Source organism: Ornithinibacillus salinisoli (assembly GCF_042684965.1).
Lineage (GTDB): Bacteria > Bacillota > Bacilli > Bacillales > Amphibacillaceae > Ornithinibacillus > Ornithinibacillus salinisoli.
Genome location: NZ_JBHUMI010000014.1, coordinates 341,994 through 364,706 on the forward strand (window position 1 = coordinate 341,994; position 22,713 = coordinate 364,706).

Genomic DNA, 22,713 nt, shown 5'->3' on the forward strand with positions numbered 1-22,713 from the left:
AACTTGAATAGTAACATAATACTTAATAGAGTATATCATGTCAATGAACCATAAGCCTAAAAAAACAGAAAAACTACCCATTGTATTAATCAATAGGTAGTCTAGATTAGTTTTCTTATTACTTATAGACAGGAATATCAAAGATTAGATTGTAATCTCCTTTGGAATAAAAACGAGTATAATATGCAACTTGTTTATAAGCCCAGCCTATATCTGTTGCATACTGATGGGTAGCATATCCATTTTGGTCCATTTTAGCTGGATTCCAGCGCATAGAGTATAAGGTGTTCTGCCCTGCATAAATGTACTTTTGTTTTGCAAATTCTGCTCCACCAATGATGGCATCTTCTACAGTGAACCAGCCTTCCTCATAGGCTCTTTTCGCACCTTTATTAATTGCATCACCATCTACCGCACCTATACCAAAAAAGTTATAAACGATCTTTCCGTTATATTCTACTCCTCTAGCAAGTGTAGATGTTCCATGTCCTGTTTCTAGTAAAGCATGTGAGATAAGGTATAATTCATTAATACCTGCTCTTTTTGCTGCTTCTTTAAAGACATCTTCCATTCCATCTAATTTTCCTTTACCTATTAATAGGTCTTTTAATTCAGATGAAGGAATACCAGTGTAATAACTTAGATCTAAAAATTGATATTTTTGATTTACATTATTAATAAAATTTGTTGGATCTATATAATACTTCGTATCGTTGCTTGTTGCGTTCTTCCAGTCTTTATCATAGATAACCTTATACCAATTACCCGTGTTACCTATAATCGTAATTCTATTGTCTTTAGCTCTTGTTCCAAAACTATGGCTATCTGAATTTGGTTCCATTCGCATATTTACTTCTGCTGTAGTTTCACCGATAGCTGGATCAACTAATAATGTGTGAGCATATAATATTTCTCCGTTATACTCAATCTTATACCATAATTTACTACCGCTAAAACTGTCTCCCACAACTCGGTCCAAGATTTCTACTTTTGTTCCACCTTGTAGGGATTTAGCGATATACTTATCCTCAAGAATTGGAGCGGTCCTTACATTAACCGTTGATCCGGAAATTTGTGCATCTTGAATAATTCGAATATAGTTACCATGCGCAAAAGCTGGCACCCCAATGTATTTATCTGTTTGTGGTGAAACCTTCATTTGTATACTCAAGGCATCCTGAAGACTAATATTATATTCCGTAAAGTTAATCATTTGGCTAATAGGAACAATACGATCCTTAGCATATTCTAGATTTGCTAGCGCTCCATCTACAATATAATCAGGAATACCAGGAGAACTAATTAGCTTTTCATAACGACTTATAGCCCCACTGAAGTCTTTATTTTTGTGAATTTTAATAGTATATTTATATAAATCATATGCGCTAATTTCTAACCCACTTACAAACCTTTCATCTGATGGATAGAAAACGTATCCTTCAACAAATGCATCAAATTTTCCACTAACTGTGGTATTTTTTAATGCTAAATTATACAAATCATTTGCTTCTGGAACTAATTTACTTTTTTCAGCATAACGTTTTCTAAGTTCTGCTTCTAAAATAATACGACTAGGAACACTCGCTGTAGATATAAGCGTATCATAACGATCTCTTGCTCTATCATATTGACCACTATCATGGTAGCGAATAGCTAGGTTTAGAAGTGAAATAGAGCTCTCTTCAATTCCAACTATAAACCTTTCATCGTCACGGTAAAGGATATTACCTTTAACATATAGGTCAAATACATAGGACGCTCTTGTTTCTTCTTGTGCCTCATTGTATATTTGATCAGCAGTTGGTAATATTTCCCCTGAATCAGCATAGCTTTTCTTTAAAGTAGTTTCCGTGATTAGAACATCACTTTTCACAGGCAAATCTAGTATTCTATTATACCTATTTAGAGCTGTAGTAATATCACCACGTTTGTGAACTCCGGTTGCCCAATTTAATAATCCGTATGCATTCTCTATAACAAGGTTCACCATAAGAGGTTTCTCACTATAAATCCAATAGCCTTCGACAGCCATATCCAATTTTCCAGATACAGTCGATTCCTTCTCGATAAGTGCTTCATACTCTTCTGCATTAGGTATAAGCTTTTCTTCAGCAGAATACTTTTGAAGATAACTCGCTTTTGTTTGATAACTATTAGGAACGCCGTCTGTATTTAATAATTTTTCATAGCGAGTATTTGCATCAGTAAATCTTCCTTGCGAATGATAACGGGCAGCTAGCTCAAATAAATATTTGGAACTCTCTGCTAACCCAGTAGCGAAACGGTCATCTTCTGGATAGAATGAATATCCTTGACTATTCAATTCAAACAAGCCCGATGCCGTTGTTTCTTCTTTCACTAGGTTATAGATTACATCTGCAGGACGTTTACCAATTTTGGCGCCAGCTAACTTTTCTTGTGTCTTTTCTCTTGTCGAAGTTAATACGGAAGGTGCAACTAATATTCTTTCGTATCGTTCAATTGCAGTAGCGAAATCACCAGCATGATGTTTTCTTACTGCAAAATCAAATAATGATTCAGCACTATCTTGGATCCCTTTAATGAAACGCTGATCATCTGGATAAAACTCATATCCATTTATAAAAAGATTCAACTTATAAGATGCTCTACCTTCTTCTACAGCATCCTGATAAATAGCACCCGCAGAACGCTTGCCAATTTCTGCATCAGAAAGCAGTGATTCGGTTTTTTTTCTAATTGATTGGTTGATATATGGTATAGAGATAATTATTTCATATCTATCTTTAGAAGTCGTAAAGTCACCATTATCGTGTTTTCCCATGGCCCAATTTAATAGTTGTTCTGCGGCATGATTCATTTCTGTTTCAAACTTTTCAGATTCTGGGTAATAAAGGAAGTTTTCAACACTATGTCTAAAGATTTCCGATACTTTTGTCAGTTTTTTGTATTCCTCAAGTAGTGAAACAGCAGTCGGAATAGTGTTACGGTTTTCTGCTTTTTCTAAATGCAAAGCAACTGAATCCTGAAGTGATTTTGATGTCACTGGACCATCTAGGATCTTATGATATCGGTCAATTGCTGTACTCCACTTTCCAGATTGATGTTGTCCCCTTGCCCAACTCAACAATAACTTACCACTTTCATTTATACCATTGATAAAGTCTACATTTTCTGGATAGGACTCATATCCTTCGATATAAAGTTCAAGCTTCTTCGATGCACTATATTCATTTTTCGCTTCTTCATAGATAATCCCCGATGGTCGTATCTCGTGGAGTGCTTCATTCAGACGAGATTCTACTTTTGAAAGAAAACTAGAGGTAAGCGCATCAGAAGAAAGTAGTCGTTCATATCTATCAATTGCCGTATCAAACTCTCTAAGTCCATGTTGCTTGATCGCCCAATTATATAATAACTCTGCACTTGAACGAAGACCTTCTAAAATTCTATTATTATTGGAATAGTAAGTATAGCTTTCTATAAATGCATCAAATCTACCTGAAGCTGTTGATTCTGACATAGCCTCATCATAGAGTTGATCTGCTGTAGGGTAGTTCGTTTTATTAATAGCGTATTCTTTTTTCCATGATGCTTCATCACTATAAGTACTGCTTATTCCTTCAACAGTTAGAATGTAATTATATCTGTCGACAGCTGTACCATAATCCCCACTATTGTGCTTGCCACTAGCCCAATTTAATAGATTTCTCACACTCTCGTTTAATCCTGAGATGATTTTTTCGTTTTGAGGATAATAACTGTATGCCTCTTCAAAAATTTCGACTCTTTTGGTAGCAGAAGGATTATTCATCCCTTCTTCATACCATTCATCTGGAGTTTTTGTACTACTTGTTACCTCTTCTTCCTCATTGCTCACTGAAGGATCGTTTGTTAGGTTTACTTGTTGCTCATTTTCACTTAGATCCTGTGTCTCTTCTACCAACTCAGTTTCTTTTTCAATATCTTCATTATCACTAGATTCTGCGAAAACTAAGCTAGGTATAAGAAAGAAACAAAGTAGACTAATCAAAACTCTTCTTCTCATGCAAATCCCCCTATTAATTTTATAAATTCAATATTAAATAGACTATCAAAGTGCATCATAGAAGGATTCGAATAAGTCTATCCTCTATTATTCTATTATAAGACTGCTGTCACTTTCATAGTCCACCCCCTTTTTTACTCTACTTAATATATTAGTAGAATATTTGTCGAAAGTAAATGGTATGATCCTACTATTGTCGCTTTATATCGAATAAAAAGAGCAAGAATACGGAGACATTTTCCGCTTCTTGCTCACAATAAAAGATTGTTATTTCCATTCGTTATTTGAAAGAGGAATGTGATTTATTTCCTCATTATACTCTTCAATTAGTTCATCTCGTATAGAAGAATTATAAGGATACCAGATACTATTGGAATTGAAAAAGGTAGTTAAATGTTGTTTACTGTTATTAAAATGATAATACCTTTCACCATCTTGTACCGGTAAACAATTAATAACAACAGACACTTCTTCCGGTTCAATATCAGGTACATAGTGTTGAGAGTCTTCTAAAACAACAGGATTTATAATGATTAGCTTCAAACATTTAATTTTTTCTCCGTACACTAGCATTTGTATCTTTTCACCATCGATCAAACTTCTATATTCCTCGTTAGTCTTGTTGTCTAAAGCCAAATTAAAATGATTAATTTGCGCAAGTCCGATACGCTCATGTAGCTTAGACCCTTGTTTTATTTCGTTTAATGTAGCCATATCAAACATTCTGAAATCAGTAGCAATAACAACATCAAAATGCCGTTTCCCTTTAGGCATTTCTTCCCTTTGGGGCCACATTGGCTCAGGAACAGGAAATACCCGTTTCATTTGGGGATAGGGATAATATAAATTATCAGCACGATTATGGTAATATTCAAGACTTTCCACATATTCTCTTCGTACTCCTTTAAAAAAGCCATTGTATCCAAATGCAGAGCTTCCTGTTAATGATGAAACGGATTGTCTTGGCAATGATAACGGACCTGTCTGTAAGTCTACATAACGTTGTACGCCAAACTCCATTAATAAACGACGCTTAAATTCACCATCCGCTGCAAATCGAACACTATCCCAAAAACCCAGCTTCTCCATGACCGGTTTGCGCCTAAACATAATAGAAGACATATTAGGAAAAATATATTTACCTGGAGTACCTCGACGATATAATTTAATTTCTTCCGTTAAACGGGCATGTTCAGATGTATTTGCAATGATATGCTCGTTCTCCAACAAGTGCTTCACTTGTATTTCAATTTTCTGAGGATGGGACCAATCGTCTGAATCATTAATCGTTACGAATTCTCCTGTTGCTTCTTTTAGTGCTATATTCCTCGCAACATATGGTCCACTATTAATTGGAGTATTTAATAGTTTAACCCTAGAGTCCTTTTCTGCATATTCTTGAACTACTTTTACTGTATTATCCGGACTACAATCATCTACAACTAACAGCTCAAAATTCTGCCATGTCTGAGCTAACAAGGAATTAATCGCTGTTCGGATACCTGTCTCCGCATTATAAGCCGGTAGAATAATAGAAACTTTTGGCTCCGCATTTTCTACTGGTTCTAACACTTCAGTAGATAAATCATCATAACTAACAGAAACAGTTTTACCTGAGAAGGATATAGGAGTTAGATTATAATAACTAAGGGCCTTGTTTATCCATTTGAGTTTATTTTCAATCGAATCCTCTAAATTAGCTCTTGCTAAAAATAAATCTGGATGCTCATCCAAAGAAAGCATCTGATCTATCGTTTGTTTGGATTCTTGGACTTTATTTATCAAATCAAGACATTCCGCTTTAATAATCGCTATTCTTCTACGTTCATCCATATTTTTCTGTTTTAAAGAAGCTGCTGGTATATAAGTTAACGCTTTTCTTCCGCCTTGCTCTGAATGCTCATTAGCATGCCATAAAACTAATTCCCATGCAGCTGTACGTTTTAAATATGGATCTTTCGCATTTTCATAGAATGCTTCTAATGCATCAAGTCCTTTTTTTTCCATACCTAGATTATATAGATGGTATTTTATTTTTTGCAGCTTATCTCTTTCGATTAGTTTTTTCCCACTAATTAGTCTTTTAATTTTTTCCTTTACTTTCTCGGATAACAAGCTACTTAAAAAATTTCGCTGATTCTCACTTAGAACAGTAAAAAGGAACCAGTCCATGGGGAAAGAAAGTATTTTTTTAAAAATGTTCTTCACCGCAGTCTGCCACCATCCTTGATTGATTAATTTATTTATCCTTTAATGATACCTTATATTTAATCATATTTTTCACACCCATAAAGGCATAATAAGTAAAGTACCAAAGACTTTTTAGAATCCCTAGATTTTCAACATGTCGATACACATACCATTGTCTTTTAGCAGCTTTAATTTTATTTCTAGATATGGAGTTCTCAACCGTCCTATACTTGGATAATACTTCCGGTAATCCATAGGCACTAAATCCTCGCTTCGTTATTTCTAACCAATAAGCATAATCCTGCCTTGTTCGTATGTTTATCATATCTAAACGACCAACTTTATCACGATCAATCATTACCGTTAAGCAACCAATTACACAGTGCCTTAACAATTCATGGTAGCTTACGGACTTTGGAGCTTTCGAAATAGCATTTCTCAGTGTACCATCTTCATCCATTCGTCTGTACTTCGTAAATGAAAAAGCAATATTCTTTTCTTGCATAAATTTTAATTGCTTTTCAAGTTTTTCAGGATACCAAAGATCATCACTATCTAAAAATGCAATATATTGTCCCTGTGCATTTTTCATTGCTGTATTTCGAGCAACTGCAGAACCACTATTTTCAGGTAAAATATACAGTTTAATTCGTTCGTCATTCTTTTGATATTCTTGTATAATTTGCACCGTATTATCAGTTGAACGATCATCCACGATAACCATTTCCCAATTTGTATACGTTTGATCGAGTACAGACTCAATTGTCTTCGCTATAAATTTTTCCGCATTATACGCAGGTGTTATAACTGATATTAAAGGGTTATGTTGTTGTGACATATTTCCCCTCTTTTCTATAATTATCTATTATCTTAATTCCGAAAAAGTTTAGTTCTTGTCAAGTAATTCCTTATACCAATTAACAAGTTTCCCTTCTTCTACATTCCAGTTTAGTTTTTCGACTACTGCTTCCTTGCCATTCTCACCCATCCGGATTACTTCTTGAGGGTTATTTCTTAAAAATTCAATAGCCTCGTTAATTTCATGTTCATTATACGGATCGACTGCAATTCCACACTCATAAGTTTCCACAAATTTTTTCCAAACCGGAAAGTCCGAACAAATAATAGGTAGACCTGCACTCATATATTCAAAAAACTTGGTTAACTCTTTCTTCATATAATGTTCAGTCGGTGGAAAGAGTGCGATTCCCGCTAGCCAGTTACGGCTAACATATTTCGCTTCGATATCTTCTTTCTCAACGAAACGATCAATCCCTACAATCTCGATCTGATGTTGTCTATCATTTGCAATAGTATAAATCTCATCAGCTATTGATTTGTTACATTTCCCTACAAAATGGACAGATACACTAGGATGAATCAATGGTATCTTTGCATGGATCAACGCACCCCTTACATGGGTAACATTCCCCGTGTACAATAAGCTATCTTCCACTGAACTATTCTTTCGTTGATGGTTAATTACATTTTTGTTTATGGTTGGATAATTTAATATACATTTTCCCCTTGGGTAAATATCTTTATAATATTTTTCTGCTAAGCAAAGCTCGAGCTTTTTCGCAAAAATATTCTCCATAAACTTATACGCAGATGCCACAATCTTTTTTATCGTTTCTTTCATATATTCTTTCTGCATAATACTTGTCACATAGTCTTCGTGAATATCATAAATAACAATATTATTTTTCTTCTTTAAAAGCCAACCAACTGGCAATAATTCCGGGTCATGAAAATGGTATACATCTGCATTTAATCGTTTTGCTTTCTTGTACAAATCGTATGTTCCAAATATCATTCGCTTCAATCTATTTGAATATGATTTTAGCTTAATATGTTTAATACTCCCATTTTTTCTTGATTCAGTTGGATCTTCTTGCGCAATTAAAGTCACATCATAGCCAGCTTGATGTAATGATTTACATTCTTTATGATAAATACGTGGATCGTATGGGTGGTGTACTGTCGTTAAATGTACGACACGGTTGGTTAATTCCATTCCCTTACCTCCTAATTCCTATCGCTCACCCTATGAGTTGCATGTCTCATAAACACTTCTTCATATTGTTTTACAATAACTTTTGCATCAAACTCTTCCACACGCTGTAATCCTCTACTAACTATCTGGTGTAGTTCATCTGTATCGCAGGTTAAAACATCGTATATTTCATTCGCCAATTCATCCGGATTACCTACTTTACATAATCTACCGTACTTTCCATCTTTTAATACTTCAATTGCACCGGGCTTACAGTTTGTAGATACAACTGGAGTACCAGTCGCTAGAGCTTCTGCTAATACATGCCCAAAACCTTCTCTTCTTGAGGATAATACAAATAAATCCGCATGATTAAAATAAATATATGGATTTTGCTGAAAGCCAACAAAGTGTACTTTGTTATGGATATTTAATTGTTTAGCCTTGTGTTTTAAGATGGTTTCTAATTCGCCCTCACCTAAGATAAATAGGTTTGAGTTGATTTTTTTATTCACTTTTGCAAACGCTTCTAGTAATGTTTTATGATCTTTATCGGGTACTAGACGACCAGCAGTTACAATCGTTTTTTCGTTACTTTTGATGATTGATTCGTACTGTTCATGTATCTTTCCATTTTGAATGCTAGATTGAATCCTATCTATATCCACTGGATTATAAATTACTTTAATCTTATGTGGATTTACCTTATAACGCTTTATTACATTATCTTTTACTCCTTGTGACAAAGCAATTACGCTAGGAGCCAATTTATATAAAAAACCATATGCTAGAAGCTTCAGATTACTAGTAAAAGTTCCACCTAAAAAGGCTGCTTCTCTTACTATGTTTCTTGCTTTACTAAATGAAACTAAACTAGCAAGAATGGCTACCGTATTATAATTGGGAATGGTACTAAATACAATATCAGCATTTTCCCTTCGAATTACTTTAGATAATGGTAGAATTGCTGAACGTAATCTTCTTGTTGATAATTTAACGAACTTTATATCTTCTTTTAAATATTCCTCATAGTTTCCATCATAATTCAATGTTACAAGGATAGGCTTGAATTTACTTCTATCTATATTGTTTAAAATATTTAACATTGTCCTAGCAGCTCCACCAGAACCTAACTGGTAAATAAAAAATACGATCTTAATCTTCTCCACAGAATCCAGCCTTCCAATCTATAAAATCTATCTAACGGTCTTAATTTACACTCAAAAGATTATACCATAGCGATGGCAAATTATAAATTATTGTACTAATCAAATAGAAGAAAGGAATTCAACCACGTTCTGTTAAATTCCTTTCAAGTCAATATATTATTTACCGAATGATTGTAACTTCCTTTCCATATAATCCCTAATGTCGTCATGCAAGTCCTCACGTAATAGTGCAAAATCAATAGTAGCTTGTACAAATCCCAACTTACTTCCTATATCATATCTTTTACCAGTAAAGTTGTAAGCTAAAACTTGTTGTTCTTTATTTAATTTTACTAAAGCATCTGTCAGTTGAATTTCTGCATTTTTACCAGGCTTTTGATTCTCAAGGATTTCAAAAATTTCTGGTGTAAGTACATAACGTCCCATAATTGCTAAATTAGAAGGTGCTTCTTCTTGTGTAGGTTTTTCTACTAACGAATCAATTGCACTAATTGAAAGTCCAAAATTTTTAGTGCTTAAAGGTTTAACAATACCATACTTCGATACATCTTCCATCGGAACATCATGTACCCCAATGATTGATTTGTGGTGTTCATTATACACCTCAATCAGTTGCTTTAAGCAAGGTTCCTCTGAATCGACAATGTCATCTCCAAGCAAGACTGCAAATGGTTCATTCCCAACAAAGCTATGTGCGCATGCAATTGCATGACCAAGCCCCTTTGGCTCTTTTTGCCTTATATAATGGATATTAGCTAAATTAGAGATAGAGCGGACCATCTCTAGTTTTTCTATATCGCCCTTTTGAGCTAATTTTTCCTCTAATTCATAGGATATGTCAAAATGATCTTCAATTGCTCGTTTCCCTCTACCTGAGATAATAATAATATCCTCTATACCCGAAGCCACAGCTTCTTCTACTATATATTGAATGGTTGGTTTATCTACAATCGGGAGCATTTCTTTTGGCTGTGCTTTTGTAGCGGGTAAAAACCTTGTTCCTAAGCCTGCAGCAGGAATAATCGCTTTTTTTACTTTCATCGACAATTTTCTCCTTCATTATTATTATTTAAATTTTATCATATAGGTTAATACACTCCAATTTTTTACTGTTATTAGAAAAATGCATTGATATATATTACAATATATAATAGAAATTACTATACAAGGTAATGATATAGCTGTATAGTAATAATGATATTTTCTATAAATTGAGGAAAGGGTCGAGATAATATGAGCTTATTTGACAAGATACAGTCAAAAGAGGAAAAAATTTCCGTTATAGGTCTAGGTTATGTTGGCTTACCACTAGCTATTGAATTTGCCAAAAAATATGATGTAGTTGGATATGATACAAACACTTCAAAACTAGATACATATCTAAGTGGTGTTGACATCACAGACGAAGTTGGAAACGAAGCTGTTCAAAACACCACTATGAAATTTACAAATAATGAAAGTGAGCTTAAGGAATGTAAGTTTCATGTAGTTGCAGTACCAACACCAATAAACACTGATAAGACCCCTAACCTTAAACCCGTTATAGGAGCAAGTGAAACTGTTGGTAGAAATTTAACTAAAGGATCTATTGTTGTATATGAATCGACTGTTTATCCAGGGACAACGGAAGAAATTTGTATCCCTATTCTGGAAGAAATCTCAGGACTTAAATATGGAGAAGACTTTAAGGTAGGTTACTCTCCAGAACGCATTAATCCTGGTGATAAAGTTAATACGTTAACTAAAATCATTAAAATTGTGTCAGGATCTGATGAAGAGGCATTAAAAGAGATTTCCGATGTGTATGACTCCATAATCGAAGCTGGGGTACATGAAGCAGAGTCCATTAAAGTTGCTGAAGCTGCAAAAGTAATTGAAAACTCTCAACGTGATATCAATATTGCCTTTATGAATGAGCTTTCCATTGTTTTTAATAAAATGGGAATTAATACGAAGGCAGTATTAGAGGCAGCCGGAACTAAATGGAATTTCTTAAAGTTTACTCCTGGTTTAGTTGGGGGACATTGTATCGGAGTGGATCCATATTACTTTACTTATAAAGCAGAACAGCTTGGTTACCACTCTCAAATTATTTTATCAGGTAGAAAAATTAATGATGATATGGGTAAATATGTTGCAAGTAATATAATTAAACAAATGATTAAAGCAAAGCAGGATATTGATGGCGCAAGAGTGGCTATCTTTGGATTAACATTTAAAGAAAATGTTGCTGATGTACGAAATACTAAGATCATTGATATCATAAATGAATTAAAAGAATATGATGTTGAAGTTTTAGTGCATGATCCAGTAGCGGATCCTGAAGAGGTTTATAATGAGTTCGGTATTGAATTAGTTGATATCGACAAAGTTAATAATGTAGATAGTGTAGTACTAGCTGTTTCACATGATGAGTTTAAAGAATCATACAATGTAGAAACTTTGGGTAAATTATACAAAAATGACAAAAAAGTTATCGTTGATATCAAGAGTATTCTGGATAGGAAAGAATTCGAATCAAAAGGATATCATTACTGGAGTTTATAAACTAAACAAACCACTGTTTGATGTTTTCAAACAGTGGTTTTTAGTTTTATTATTATCGAGTTAGATATAGATTGCTATATTTTTCTAATTCATCTGTAGTTACTAGTACCGATGGATAATTTCTTATGGATGTCATATCCTCTTCCCGATTAACCGTCCACACCACTAATTGCACATCCATATCTTCACATCGTTTAATATGTTTATCTTTTACAGAATCATATTTTACAGCGAAATAATTAGCATCTAACTTTTTAATTAAACTGAAGTGAGATTTTTTGACCCTACTAACTAAAGGTCCAATATGTAACTCACTTGAAAGAACACGTAATTTTGAAAGGGATTTATGATTAAAGGAGATAATGTAAACTTGATCAACCATGTCTAATTTCGAAATAACCTCATACACTTTTCTTTCAATACCTGGATATAACTCTGGCTTTTTCAACTCTATCGATACAATGATTCGATCCTTAGCTAAAAGTAGAGCTTCCTTTAAGCTTGGTATTTTTTCATCCGGTTCAATATTAAATTGCTTTAACTCTTTTAATGTGTAATTTTTTATTTCACCTTTGCCATCTGTCATCCGATCAATGGAATGGTCATGCATGACAACCGGAACGCCATCCTTACTTAAATGGACATCCAACTCCATATGTGTAAACCCTAAATCAATTGCTGCTTGAAATGAAGATAATGTGTTTTCTGGATAATTGATTGGATAACCACGATGGGCGACACCTCTAACTTTCATACCATTCTCCCCCTTAGAATAAGATTAAGATTTAATCTTATTCTAAGGTATTATTATTAAGTAAATATGTAGGTGTTATGAAACGTTTGTAAATTTTAAAATTTGATTCACTAGAAGAAAAATGAACAAATATTTGAAACCAAAAAATCTATCCCTAAATGTAAATTTAAAATTAACTGCATATTTTCACATCTAGAGAAACGAATCTCCCAATATTTTATTGGAAGTTAACTCCGTTATACCAGAATATTCAACATAATACAGACATTTCTACAGGGGCTATACATTTTTTATTTATTAAATCTTATGATATATCTCCTTTCCACCAATAAACGTAGCTAAGATCCTAACATCCTTGATCTCTATTGGATCAATTTCGTATAGATCTGCCTCTAGCACCACAAAATCGGCCAACTTTCCAACTTCAATACTACCCGTATTTTTCTCATCAAAGTTAAGCTTTGCTCCATCGATTGTCATCGTTCTAAGCGCTTTTTCTAAACTTATACGTTGATCTTTTCCTAAAACATGACCTTCTCTCGTCACACGATTCACCGCTGCCCATATGGAGAAGATTGGTGATATTGGTGTGATTGGACAATCGGAATGCAAGGTGTATAGAAGTTTCCTTTCTGATGCATCTGCGAGTGGATTAATCCTTTCGGAGCGTTCCGGACCTAAAAAGATATTTTTATGCCTATCTCCCCAGTAGTACACATGATTAATGAAAAAGGATGCTGCAACATCTAATCGTTTGAAACGGTCTAGATCATCGGGTGTTGCTGTTTGTACATGTTCAATTCGATGGCGATGATCGGTTCGTGGTGCGATTTTTAAGGCATTTTCATAAGCATCGAGAATCGAACCAATTGCACGGTCCCCATTGCCATGGATCGTAACGCGAAATCCACGTTCGTGAAGGTTTTGGACTTCATCATTGAAATCCTCCTGATCATTTAAGAGTTCCCCGTAAACATTCGAATCATTATGGTACGGCTTTCTCAGTGCACCTGTCATTCCCTGTATAGATCCATCCTGAAAATGTTTTGCACTGTCTAGGGTTGCTTTTCCATTTGTACGCTGCTTTATTTCTTCATCCAACTTTTGTGCTGAATACTTATGAAAAGGTCCTTGTTCACTTAATAAATGATGAAGTATCATGAGACGCATACGAAGTGGATTATCCCCATTTGCTGATGCTTTAATATGCGCCTCTAATTCAACTTTTCCTTGATCTAGTCCAACGCCAGCATCCGAGCTCGTCGTAATTCCTTGTGCTAGATAATCTTGAGATGCCTCACCGATTAAGGCAGCAAGATCGTCAACAGAGGGATCTGGGATGATCGCTTGTACCGGATCAAGTGCTGGTAACTCGTGTAATACGCCGTCTAACTTCCCATTTTCATTACGCCCAAAGTGTCCACCTTTTGGGTCTGGTGTTTCTTCATTAACTCCCGCCAGTTCCAATGCCTTTGAATTAGCAACAGCAAAGTGCACAGAAATGTGACGAAGGAATACTGGGTGATTTGGCGCTATATTATCTAGCTCCTCACGGGTTGGGTGACGTTTTTCCTCGAGCAAGGTATCATCATATCCCCAGCCCATTACCCATTCGCCTTCTGAAGTTTTATCAGCAAGTTCTTTCACCCTTTGTAGAATGTCAGAAATATTTTTATTCGGTGGTGTACTGCAATTCGCTTGTTTGCGGAATTGAGCGTACATCAGCAAGTGATTATGGGTGTCGATAAAACCAGGCATTAGTGTTTTGCCTTGTAAATCAAGTGTTTTAGTTGATGATGCAAGGTCCACCTCATGTAAAGGTGGTTCTGGCTGAGTCCAGATTTTTTTAATCCTTCCGTTCATTACAGCAAGGGAGCCAGCTCTTGTATTATTCTCATCAACCGTTATTATATTTGCATTTTTAATAATGAGATCTATATTACTCATGATGCCTCGCCTTCTTTCATCGTACTATGCTTCTTCCTTTTTACTGGCAGAATCAAGGTCCTCCCAATATACCGCACGAACTTGCTCTGTTTCATCATGTTGTGTCAATAAGCTAATAACAACTAAACTAACAATCGAAACCGTAAATCCGAAGATTGTATGATCAATTGCAATACCTAAGAATGGCCAGCTGAGTGTGGCAATTAAAGCCAAGGTCATACTACCAAGCATTCCTGCTTTTGTCGTACGTTTCCAGAACATAACCGCTAAGAATGGGAATACGAGCACAGTTGCAGAAAGACGTAATGCCCATTGGTATGCACTTGCAATGTCTGTTACGAAATAAGAAACAAGTAAACCAAGAGCAGAAATAATTACGACTGCAATTCGTGCTGTCATCATCAATTGTTTATTATTTGCATTTGGTTTGACTAAACGTTGAAACAAATCACGAGTTAGGTTGGAGCTTCCTTGTAAAATAAATGATGTTGCACCCGTCATTAAAGCAGCTAGTAAACCAATAAATACAATCCCTCCGATAGCTGGAGGTAGTAGTTCCGCTGTAACATAAGAGAATAACAAGTCAGGATCCATATCTAATGGTACATATTGACGTGCAATCACTCCAATTGAAAAGGGTAGAAATGAGATACATCCGGCAATAACAAACCCGGTAATCCCAGCTTTTTTCGCAACCTCTTCACTTTCTGATGCAAAAATTCGTTGCCATGTTGATTGCCATACCATATAGAATGGTCCAACAGATAATGCATAAAGTAAGATTTCTCCTAATCCATCAGGACCAAGTGGACTAATATATTCGAAGGATGTATTGGCAATCGCATCGCCAATTCCACCAGCATAAACAATACTCGTAATAAACAAGACGACAATTCCAATAATAACGACAATAGATTGGATTGCATCTGTAATAATAGTTGCAGGTAATCCACCTAAAATAGTAAAACCTAAAATTAGTACGAATGATAACGCAATCCCTTTACTTGGTTCAATTCCAAGCGTAATATTGAAAATCGTTGACATCCCAACCATTTGTAACGCAAGTGTTGGTACGGAATAAATAAATGCAGATAATATGGATGGAATAATTCCAGATCTTCCTCCGAAACGCTCTCCAAAAAGGTCAGCTAAAGTATACAAACGCTGTCTTCTTAAGGGACCTGCGAATGCAACGATTAATAATAAACAGAATAAAATTCCAGGTAAAGCAAATTTGAAAAATCCTGAAAGTCCTACTGTAAAGCCCATACCGACCCAGCCAATAAATACGGCAGCACCACACCAGGTACTAACTATCGTACCGGTAATTTTCCAAAATCCAGTATTCCAGCTTCCAATTAGATAATCATCATAGGTCTTTACCTTGCAGAAATAATAAAAACCCATCGCAAACATCAAAATAAAATAAATCAAAATATAACTTAAATACCACGTCATGTTGCGCACTCCCTTTTTTTGTTGAGGTCGTTGGTGGGTTGTGGGGGTCAGTCCCCTCGTCCCACTGGTGGCCGGATGGGTCGGGGGGTCTGACCCCTTGTCCCAGTCCGGGGGGACTGACCCTCCGTCCCACTTGCCCTTATTCTCTATTTTCCGCTTCGATTTTTTCGTTTCCTAGAATTAGATAGTTCAATTCTTTTTCTGGGATTTGATTAAATTCTTTACGTTTGATGAAGTAGAATATAATTCCTAGTCCAATCCAAATGGCTAATGCAATTCGCGATTGAATGCCTAAGAATGCTGGTGATCCTGGGATTAGCAAAAGACCTAGGAACACGAGACTTGCTGCCATACCTACTGCTGAGATGACTTTTTTCATTGGTGCTACAACGTGTTTTGCTGGATTAAAGCCAGATCCCATTTTTGTTCTAAATAAGCTAAATGCTGTATAACACGTATAGAAATATGCAACTGTTACCCCAACAGATGACATATCAACGACCCAGAGTAATGCTTCTCGGCCAAACCAAGGTGCGAACATCGATACAATTACCGTAAAGATTATCCCCACATATGGTGTTTTATGCTTCGGGTGCAATTTGGAAAATGCTTCTGGGATAATTTTTGCACGTGACATGGCAAATAACAGACGGCTAGATGAAATAATAAATCCATTTAATCCAGTAAATATCCCCATCGTTAATGCTGTTACAAGAATGATTATTCCCATGGTTCCGAGTAATTCTTGAACTGCAGCCCCAGTTCCCCATACTTCTCCTTGAGCAACTAGGCTTTCCCAAGGTGCAATCATTGCGGTTGCTAAAATCATTAAGCTATATAAAAGTGCTGCGAAAAGAATCGCTAATATGATTAATGTGAATGCTTTTTTCGATGAAAAATGAAATTCTTCTGCTGCCTGTGGTACATTATCAAATCCGACATATGCCCATGGCGCGATGGCAACGATTGAAATAATTGCCGCAAATGCTGTTGTATCTGCCGGGAACATTGGTGCTACATTGGAAAGTCCTGCTCCTGGTTGCGCACCGACTAGTAGTGTTAGCGCTACAACACTGATGACCATTACACTACAAAATATAAACTGCATACGTCCAGATAAGCCTGTACCTTTTACATTAAAGAAACCAAATACGCCAAGTGCAACTGACGCGACTACGATTTCCATACCGTAAACATCCCATCCAGCAATTTGGTAAAGCTTAAGATTTTCAATTAATGCTGGGAAAACAAATTTAAACATAAGTGCGAATGCGGATGCGTTGAGTGCTACAATACATATGTAACCTAGTGTTAAAAACCACCCACTAATAAATGCATGGGTCCTGCCAAGGCTAATATACGAATAGGCAAACTCTCCTCCAGATACCGGGAAGCTTTTAATGAGAAAGCCATAACTAACGGCGATAAGCATCATTAATACAGCACCTATTCCAAAACCGGCAATTACGCCCATTGGACCAGCTGATGACATCCATGTTGTAGGTTGTACAAAAGCACCCCAACCGATGGAGGACCCAAGAGCAATCGCCCAAACCCAGTGTGCTTTTAATGATTTCTTCAGTGTCTTTCGTTCTTCCATAAATGATCTCCTTTTTATTTCGTTTTACTAACTAATTATCTCAAAAACAAGGAATTAATACATTTTTGATATTTTTAGAATATGAAGTGATACGGAAAGAATACGGTGAATACGGAAGTATATAGGAATAAAACATAAAATTTCGCGGAATTTTGTGGTTGAATAATGGAAAATGACGATTGGAATCGAGTGGAGACATTCAATTATAAGGAAGTGGGAGTTTTGTGGTGTAGTGAAGATAATTAATTTTTCTTATGCTCGAAAGGGTATTTCTTAAAGGACATTTAATAAATAAAGAGAAGATTCCCTATATAATTAGGAAATCTTCTCTCTAATTACGTTAATAGATTAGCATAGAATAGAAATTTATGCCTACTTTATCTATTAATCTAACAATTGTTTTAGTTCTGCTACAACATCATCACTTACAGCTGATAAACCACCTGTTACGGTTACTAACTCTACTGCGTTTTCAGCAATAAAGTTTTCCACGTGGCTTGATACACTGTTTTTCACTAGAAGAATACCAGTTCCTTCTTTTGCTGCTAATGCTGCTGTAGATAAAGCATCCGCATAGTTTGCCCCAGTTGCAACAAAGTACTTATTACTATCTACATTAAAGTGTTTAGCAACTTCAACTGCTGTTTCATAGCGATTATCACCAAATACTCGGTCTGCATTTGGAACATTATTGAATACGTCATCAGAAATTACAGCTGTACCACCAACAACTAGTGTTTGTTCTACATTTAACGTGTCAAGTGCTGTTTCTGTAGCTTCTGGTATTGCATCCTCTTTTACAAGAAGAATTGGAAGGCCACTACTTGCAGCATAAGAAGCTACAGATAGTGCATCAGGGAAGTTGGAGCCATTTACAAGAACAGCTTCATTTATCTCACCTTCTACTACTTCATTCGCAATCGCTACAGCAGTTTCATAACGGTTAGAGCCCTCAATGCGTTCAACCGTAATATCCTTCGCCTCAAGTGCATCTGCAACGTCTGAACTTACTGCATCTTCACCACCAAGAATGTATACTGTTTCGGCACCTAAGCGTTCGATTTCAGCTTCTGTAACATCTGTTAACTCACCAGGTTTTGTCAATAATAGTGGTGCGTCATGTTTCTTAGCCAATGGAGCACCAGCTAGAGCATCTGCATAATCATCTCCACGTGCTAGTACAACTACGTCAGATGACTCCCAACCTTGTTCACTTACCTGAACAGATGTCTCATAACGATTTTCACCAGATAATCTAGCAACTGGATCTCGATAAATTGATACTTCTTTCGTCGTTACATTTCCTGCAAGGTCAGTCAGTTCGAATTCAAATACGTTGTTACCAGGTTCTAAATCAACTTCAGTTGTAACCTCTGTACTGAATGGAACCATATCATATCCTGACATTTCATTATAGAACACTTCATTACCATCAACAATTAATCGAAGTTCTTCTGCATTGTCAGATACACTAGCAACTAAATCAACAGAAGTAACATCTTGAGCAACTGTTTCTGTAGCTTCTACTTCTAATTCTGGAGCTGTCGTATCAACGAATATCAAACGACTGTTTGAAAGTGTTGTTTCATTTCCAGCTTCATCTTTTGCGTACAGGTGAATAGGGTTTGCCCCATCTTCAAATGTTACTGTTGTTTCAAAGCTATAAACACCATTACCCTCTGATACTAATTCTACTGCTTCACCTTCAACCTTGAAATCAATTATTCCAGTATCATCAGAAACGGTACCAGCTACAACAACTTCATTCGTATCAAAGACACTAAATGTTTCCGGAGTTGTAACACTGATTACAGGTACTGCTCCGTCATTTACACCAGAAAGTACAACTTCTGTACTATTCCCAGCATTATCTACTGCAACTAGAGATACGTCTGTACCAGCAGGTAATTCCTCACCAAAGCTTACAGAACCGATATCCGCAGGAAGAACACCTAGTGATTCCCCTTCAACAAATACTTCAACATAGGAAACTCCAGACAGTTCATCTGATACAGAAAATGCTAATTCATCTCCATCTACAGAAGCAGATTCTAAGACTGGAGCAACCGTATCAACTAGTACTGGTACTTGGAAAGATTGAGCTTCAGCACCAGGGAAGTCAATTGTAGTTGAAACTTCATAGAAATATTGGCCATCTTCTACAACTTGATTTTTGACTGTTCCATCCCACTCAAAGTCAGGATTTAGGTAGTATGGTGAACCTAATCCACCATCATAGTAGTTCTTTCTAACATTCGTATCCGTTTTAATCGTACGTAAAGGATTTTTATCTTCATCTAATACATTGTATTCTACTAATTTTGCATTTCGTAAGAATGACAAGAGTGGAATTGCTTCGTCTTGTACACCGTCACCATTTGGCGAAATTGCAATTTTATTAATGGATCTACCATAAGCACCTTCTGAGAAAGGATCATGACCTAAATAGTAGTATCCGTCTTCCCCTTCAAATAACATTGCACCTTGTTCATAGAATGATAGGAATTCACCATCAGCAGTTACCGATTCATCATATGCTAATTCGTCTATAACTGGCGCCTCATTCCAATCACCATTAAATCCTACATATGGCACAGATAATTCTGGTTGCGCTTCATTCGAAAGTGTTACATAACCTTCAACAAAGTATCCATTTTCAAAGATTGTATCAGGATCTACGTCTGTTCCAGCGTCTTCGCTATATACTGTTGCTTCTGATAAATCTATTTCCACATCAAGCGATACTGTCCCATTAACTGGAATGGTAACTGTGGAATCCCCACCATTAATCGTTACATTAGCACCAGCAAGTTCCTGAGCCTCTAATTCATCAGCAGCATACCCCATTACACCGAATAACGCTAAATCAGTTTGTACATTTGCAGCAACATCATATGTTACAGCTTCATCACTATAATTAGTAGCTTCCAAAGTAAAGCTAATTTGATCATTTACTTCTTTTAGTGCCACTTTCGCTTCTCCACTATTAGCTTCTGTTACTACTACAGGCGTACTAATAGCTTTGTGAAGTTGCATGATACCAGCACCTTGTCGTCTCGGTGAATATGGATTTTCTGTACCAAACATTTCATTGATAGTACCTTTATCCATTACTGGTTCAGCAGTATTCATCAGAATATTTTTAGCCATTTGAACACGATCTTTACCTTCAAGTTCAAATTGATCATCAACACGTTGTAATACAAGTGCAGATCCACCTGCTACGTGTGGAGCAGCCATGGATGTACCACTCATAGAACCGTATTGATCATCATTAAATGTTGATAGGATATTTCCACCTGGTGCTGTGATTTCCGGTTTGAAATCAAGATTCGGTGTTACACCCCAAGAAGTGAAATCAGACATTGTATCTGCAAGTGGATTAGCAGCTGTTACAACATCACCTTCAAATGAAATGGATACTGTTTCTCCTGCATCTAAAGCAGCTTTTAATTCTTCCCCATCAGTTTTTTGCATGAATAACTGAGGAATATTAATTGCTGGATCCGATGCCATGTTTACCCAACCATCAGAATGGTTATATACGATAACTCCAGCTGCATTTGCTGCCATTGCATTGAAAGCAGTATCAGTAAATGCGTTACCTCTTAATGCAAAAGCAAATTTACCTGTTAAATCTTTATCACCAAAACCTTCTGCATCTCCAATACCTACAAATTCAATTTCATACGTTCCACCTACATCGTTCGGATGAACATCACTTGCTGACATGTAAGTGAATAACCCCTCTTCTTCACCATAAGAAAATTTTAGTGCATCCATATCCATGTAAGTATTCTCTATAGATGCAACAGATATTGAATCGTGAGATAGGCTTGGGGCACCTACAACTCCCACATCAGGATTTGATGCGTATGGATTATAGAATCCATTTCCTAAATGTGCAGAGTTACCAGCTGAAATAGACATTAGTACGCCATTCTCAACTGCTCTAGCAACTGCTTGTTGTTCAGGATCTTCAGGACTAACAAATGCAGCCGTTGATCCTAAACTCATGTTTAGTACATCTACACCTAAAAGGATTGCATCATCAATTGCTTTAATATAAATGTCACCCCATGTAGATCCCATTTCTGGATCATTACCAAATACTTTTAGAGCCAGTATTTGCGCCTCAGGAGCAACCCCTTTAAGCCCACCATTTTCTTCATCACCATTTGCACCTACTGTGCCAGATACGTGCATACCGTGCATGGATGCTCCAGGACCAAGATCTCGAATTTCACTATTTCCATCCATATAGTTATATCCATATGGAACCTTCGCAGTATAGTATTGACCTGGTAATCCATTTTCAGATGCTAGAGATTCAACAGAACCTTCTGTTAGTGCTGCTTCTTCTTCATTTGTTAGTACGAAGTCCCTATGACTTGGATCAACACCTGTATCAATAACTCCAACGATCATTCCTTCACCATCATACCCGTACTCATCCCATGTTCTTTGAGCCTCAACTAGTTCCTTACTATATTTCATATCTGGTGTTACTTCTGGACGTTCATACTCATTACTTATTGTTACTCTTTTAACACCATCTAGTTTTTCAATTTTAGCTACTTTTCCATATTCAACTTCACCACTAAATCCATTGAATACTGTTGTAAAGTTTTCTTTAAGTACTAAATCTACTTTCTCACTTTTTAATAGATTTTGAACTTTTCCTTGTGATTCTAAGGCATCAGAATGTAATTCTTCTTTCTTCCCCTCAGATAACTCACTAAATTTTTTTCCCTGCTGTGTTGCATATGTAATTGCAGGCTCTCCTTCCACCTCAACAATTACTCTTACTTTGTCTTTTACATCATATAATTCGTCTAATTCTTCTTTTGTTATTTTATCCCTTGTTTGCACTTCTTTCGATCTGTTTAGTGGATCTACTTTTTGTGGTGCAGCAGAAACCATCGTAATGTTAGATAATACTAATAGTAACGCCATAACGATCGCAAAACTTTTTTTGACCATCTACTTTCCTCCCCATATAAATTATTTACTATTGAAATAAAA

12 protein-coding genes are annotated in these 22,713 nt (G+C 36.0%); 1 reads left to right on the forward strand and 11 read right to left on the reverse strand.

Features of this window, described 5'->3' with window-relative positions:
* Positions 1-118: 118 nt before the first annotated feature.
* The 6 genes from ACFSTA_RS09000 to galU form a co-directional block, all read right to left on the reverse strand.
* Entirely contained in the window at positions 119-4,027 is a 3,909-nt protein-coding gene (locus ACFSTA_RS09000; RefSeq protein WP_377556283.1) for a glucosaminidase domain-containing protein, read from the reverse strand.
* Between the two features lie 267 nt (positions 4,028-4,294).
* A complete protein-coding gene (locus ACFSTA_RS09005) occupies positions 4,295-6,235 on the reverse strand; it encodes a glycosyltransferase family 2 protein (protein WP_377556284.1) in 1,941 nt (646 codons plus the stop codon).
* 31 nt (positions 6,236-6,266) lie between these two features.
* The gene (locus ACFSTA_RS09010) at positions 6,267-7,055 is read right to left on the reverse strand and encodes a glycosyltransferase family 2 protein (protein WP_377556286.1); all 789 of its coding nucleotides are present in this window, start codon (positions 7,053-7,055) and stop codon (positions 6,267-6,269) included.
* 48 nt (positions 7,056-7,103) lie between these two features.
* A complete protein-coding gene (locus tag ACFSTA_RS09015) occupies positions 7,104-8,234 on the reverse strand; it encodes a glycosyltransferase (RefSeq protein ID WP_377556287.1) in 1,131 nt (376 codons plus the stop codon).
* A gap of 11 nt (positions 8,235-8,245) precedes the next feature.
* Positions 8,246-9,382, reverse strand: a complete 1,137-nt coding sequence (locus ACFSTA_RS09020) for a glycosyltransferase (RefSeq protein WP_377556288.1) — start codon at positions 9,380-9,382, stop codon at positions 8,246-8,248.
* A gap of 156 nt (positions 9,383-9,538) precedes the next feature.
* Complete coding sequence (gene galU / locus ACFSTA_RS09025; RefSeq protein ID WP_377556289.1) at positions 9,539-10,423, reverse strand: UTP--glucose-1-phosphate uridylyltransferase GalU; 885 nt, start codon at positions 10,421-10,423, stop codon at positions 9,539-9,541.
* 192 nt (positions 10,424-10,615) lie between these two features.
* Here galU and ACFSTA_RS09030 point away from each other — a divergent pair, with 192 nt between their 5' ends.
* Positions 10,616-11,929, forward strand: a complete 1,314-nt coding sequence (locus ACFSTA_RS09030; protein WP_377556290.1) for a nucleotide sugar dehydrogenase — start codon at positions 10,616-10,618, stop codon at positions 11,927-11,929.
* Between the two features lie 52 nt (positions 11,930-11,981).
* On the opposite strand, the gene ACFSTA_RS09035 is transcribed toward ACFSTA_RS09030, so the two are convergent.
* The 5 genes from ACFSTA_RS09035 to ACFSTA_RS09055 all read right to left on the reverse strand — a co-directional run bounded on the left by ACFSTA_RS09035 (position 11,982) and on the right by ACFSTA_RS09055 (position 22,671).
* The gene (locus tag ACFSTA_RS09035) at positions 11,982-12,683 is read right to left on the reverse strand and encodes a glycerophosphodiester phosphodiesterase (protein WP_377556291.1); all 702 of its coding nucleotides are present in this window, start codon (positions 12,681-12,683) and stop codon (positions 11,982-11,984) included.
* Between the two features lie 297 nt (positions 12,684-12,980).
* Entirely contained in the window at positions 12,981-14,630 is a 1,650-nt protein-coding gene (locus ACFSTA_RS09040) for an amidohydrolase (RefSeq protein WP_377556292.1), read from the reverse strand.
* A gap of 24 nt (positions 14,631-14,654) precedes the next feature.
* Complete coding sequence (locus ACFSTA_RS09045; protein WP_377556294.1) at positions 14,655-16,088, reverse strand: sodium:solute symporter family protein; 1,434 nt, start codon at positions 16,086-16,088, stop codon at positions 14,655-14,657.
* A 139-nt stretch (positions 16,089-16,227) separates the two neighbouring features.
* Positions 16,228-17,688 carry an APC family permease gene (locus ACFSTA_RS09050; protein WP_377556295.1) on the reverse strand — a complete coding sequence of 487 codons (1,461 nt, stop codon included), beginning with the start codon at positions 17,686-17,688 and terminating at the stop codon, positions 16,228-16,230.
* 384 nt (positions 17,689-18,072) lie between these two features.
* A complete protein-coding gene (locus tag ACFSTA_RS09055; RefSeq protein ID WP_377556296.1) occupies positions 18,073-22,671 on the reverse strand; it encodes a cell wall-binding repeat-containing protein in 4,599 nt (1,532 codons plus the stop codon).
* Positions 22,672-22,713: the final 42 nt, after the last annotated feature.

Bases quoted from the DNA above. Each gene is read 5' to 3' on its own strand.
- ACFSTA_RS09055 (WP_377556296.1), bottom strand. From the start codon at position 22,671: ATGGTCAAAAAAAGTTTTGCGATCGTTATGGCGTTACTATTAGTATTA.
- ACFSTA_RS09000 (WP_377556283.1), bottom strand. From the start codon at position 4,027: ATGAGAAGAAGAGTTTTGATTAGTCTACTTTGTTTCTTTCTTATACCT.
- ACFSTA_RS09010 (WP_377556286.1), bottom strand. From the start codon at position 7,055: ATGTCACAACAACATAACCCTTTAATATCAGTTATAACACCTGCGTAT.
- ACFSTA_RS09045 (WP_377556294.1), bottom strand. From the start codon at position 16,088: ATGACGTGGTATTTAAGTTATATTTTGATTTATTTTATTTTGATGTTT.
- galU (WP_377556289.1), bottom strand. From the start codon at position 10,423: ATGAAAGTAAAAAAAGCGATTATTCCTGCTGCAGGCTTAGGAACAAGG.
- ACFSTA_RS09050 (WP_377556295.1), bottom strand. From the start codon at position 17,688: ATGGAAGAACGAAAGACACTGAAGAAATCATTAAAAGCACACTGGGTT.
- ACFSTA_RS09015 (WP_377556287.1), bottom strand. From the start codon at position 8,234: ATGGAATTAACCAACCGTGTCGTACATTTAACGACAGTACACCACCCA.
- ACFSTA_RS09040 (WP_377556292.1), bottom strand. From the start codon at position 14,630: ATGAGTAATATAGATCTCATTATTAAAAATGCAAATATAATAACGGTT.
- ACFSTA_RS09035 (WP_377556291.1), bottom strand. From the start codon at position 12,683: ATGAAAGTTAGAGGTGTCGCCCATCGTGGTTATCCAATCAATTATCCA.
- ACFSTA_RS09030 (WP_377556290.1), top strand. From the start codon at position 10,616: ATGAGCTTATTTGACAAGATACAGTCAAAAGAGGAAAAAATTTCCGTT.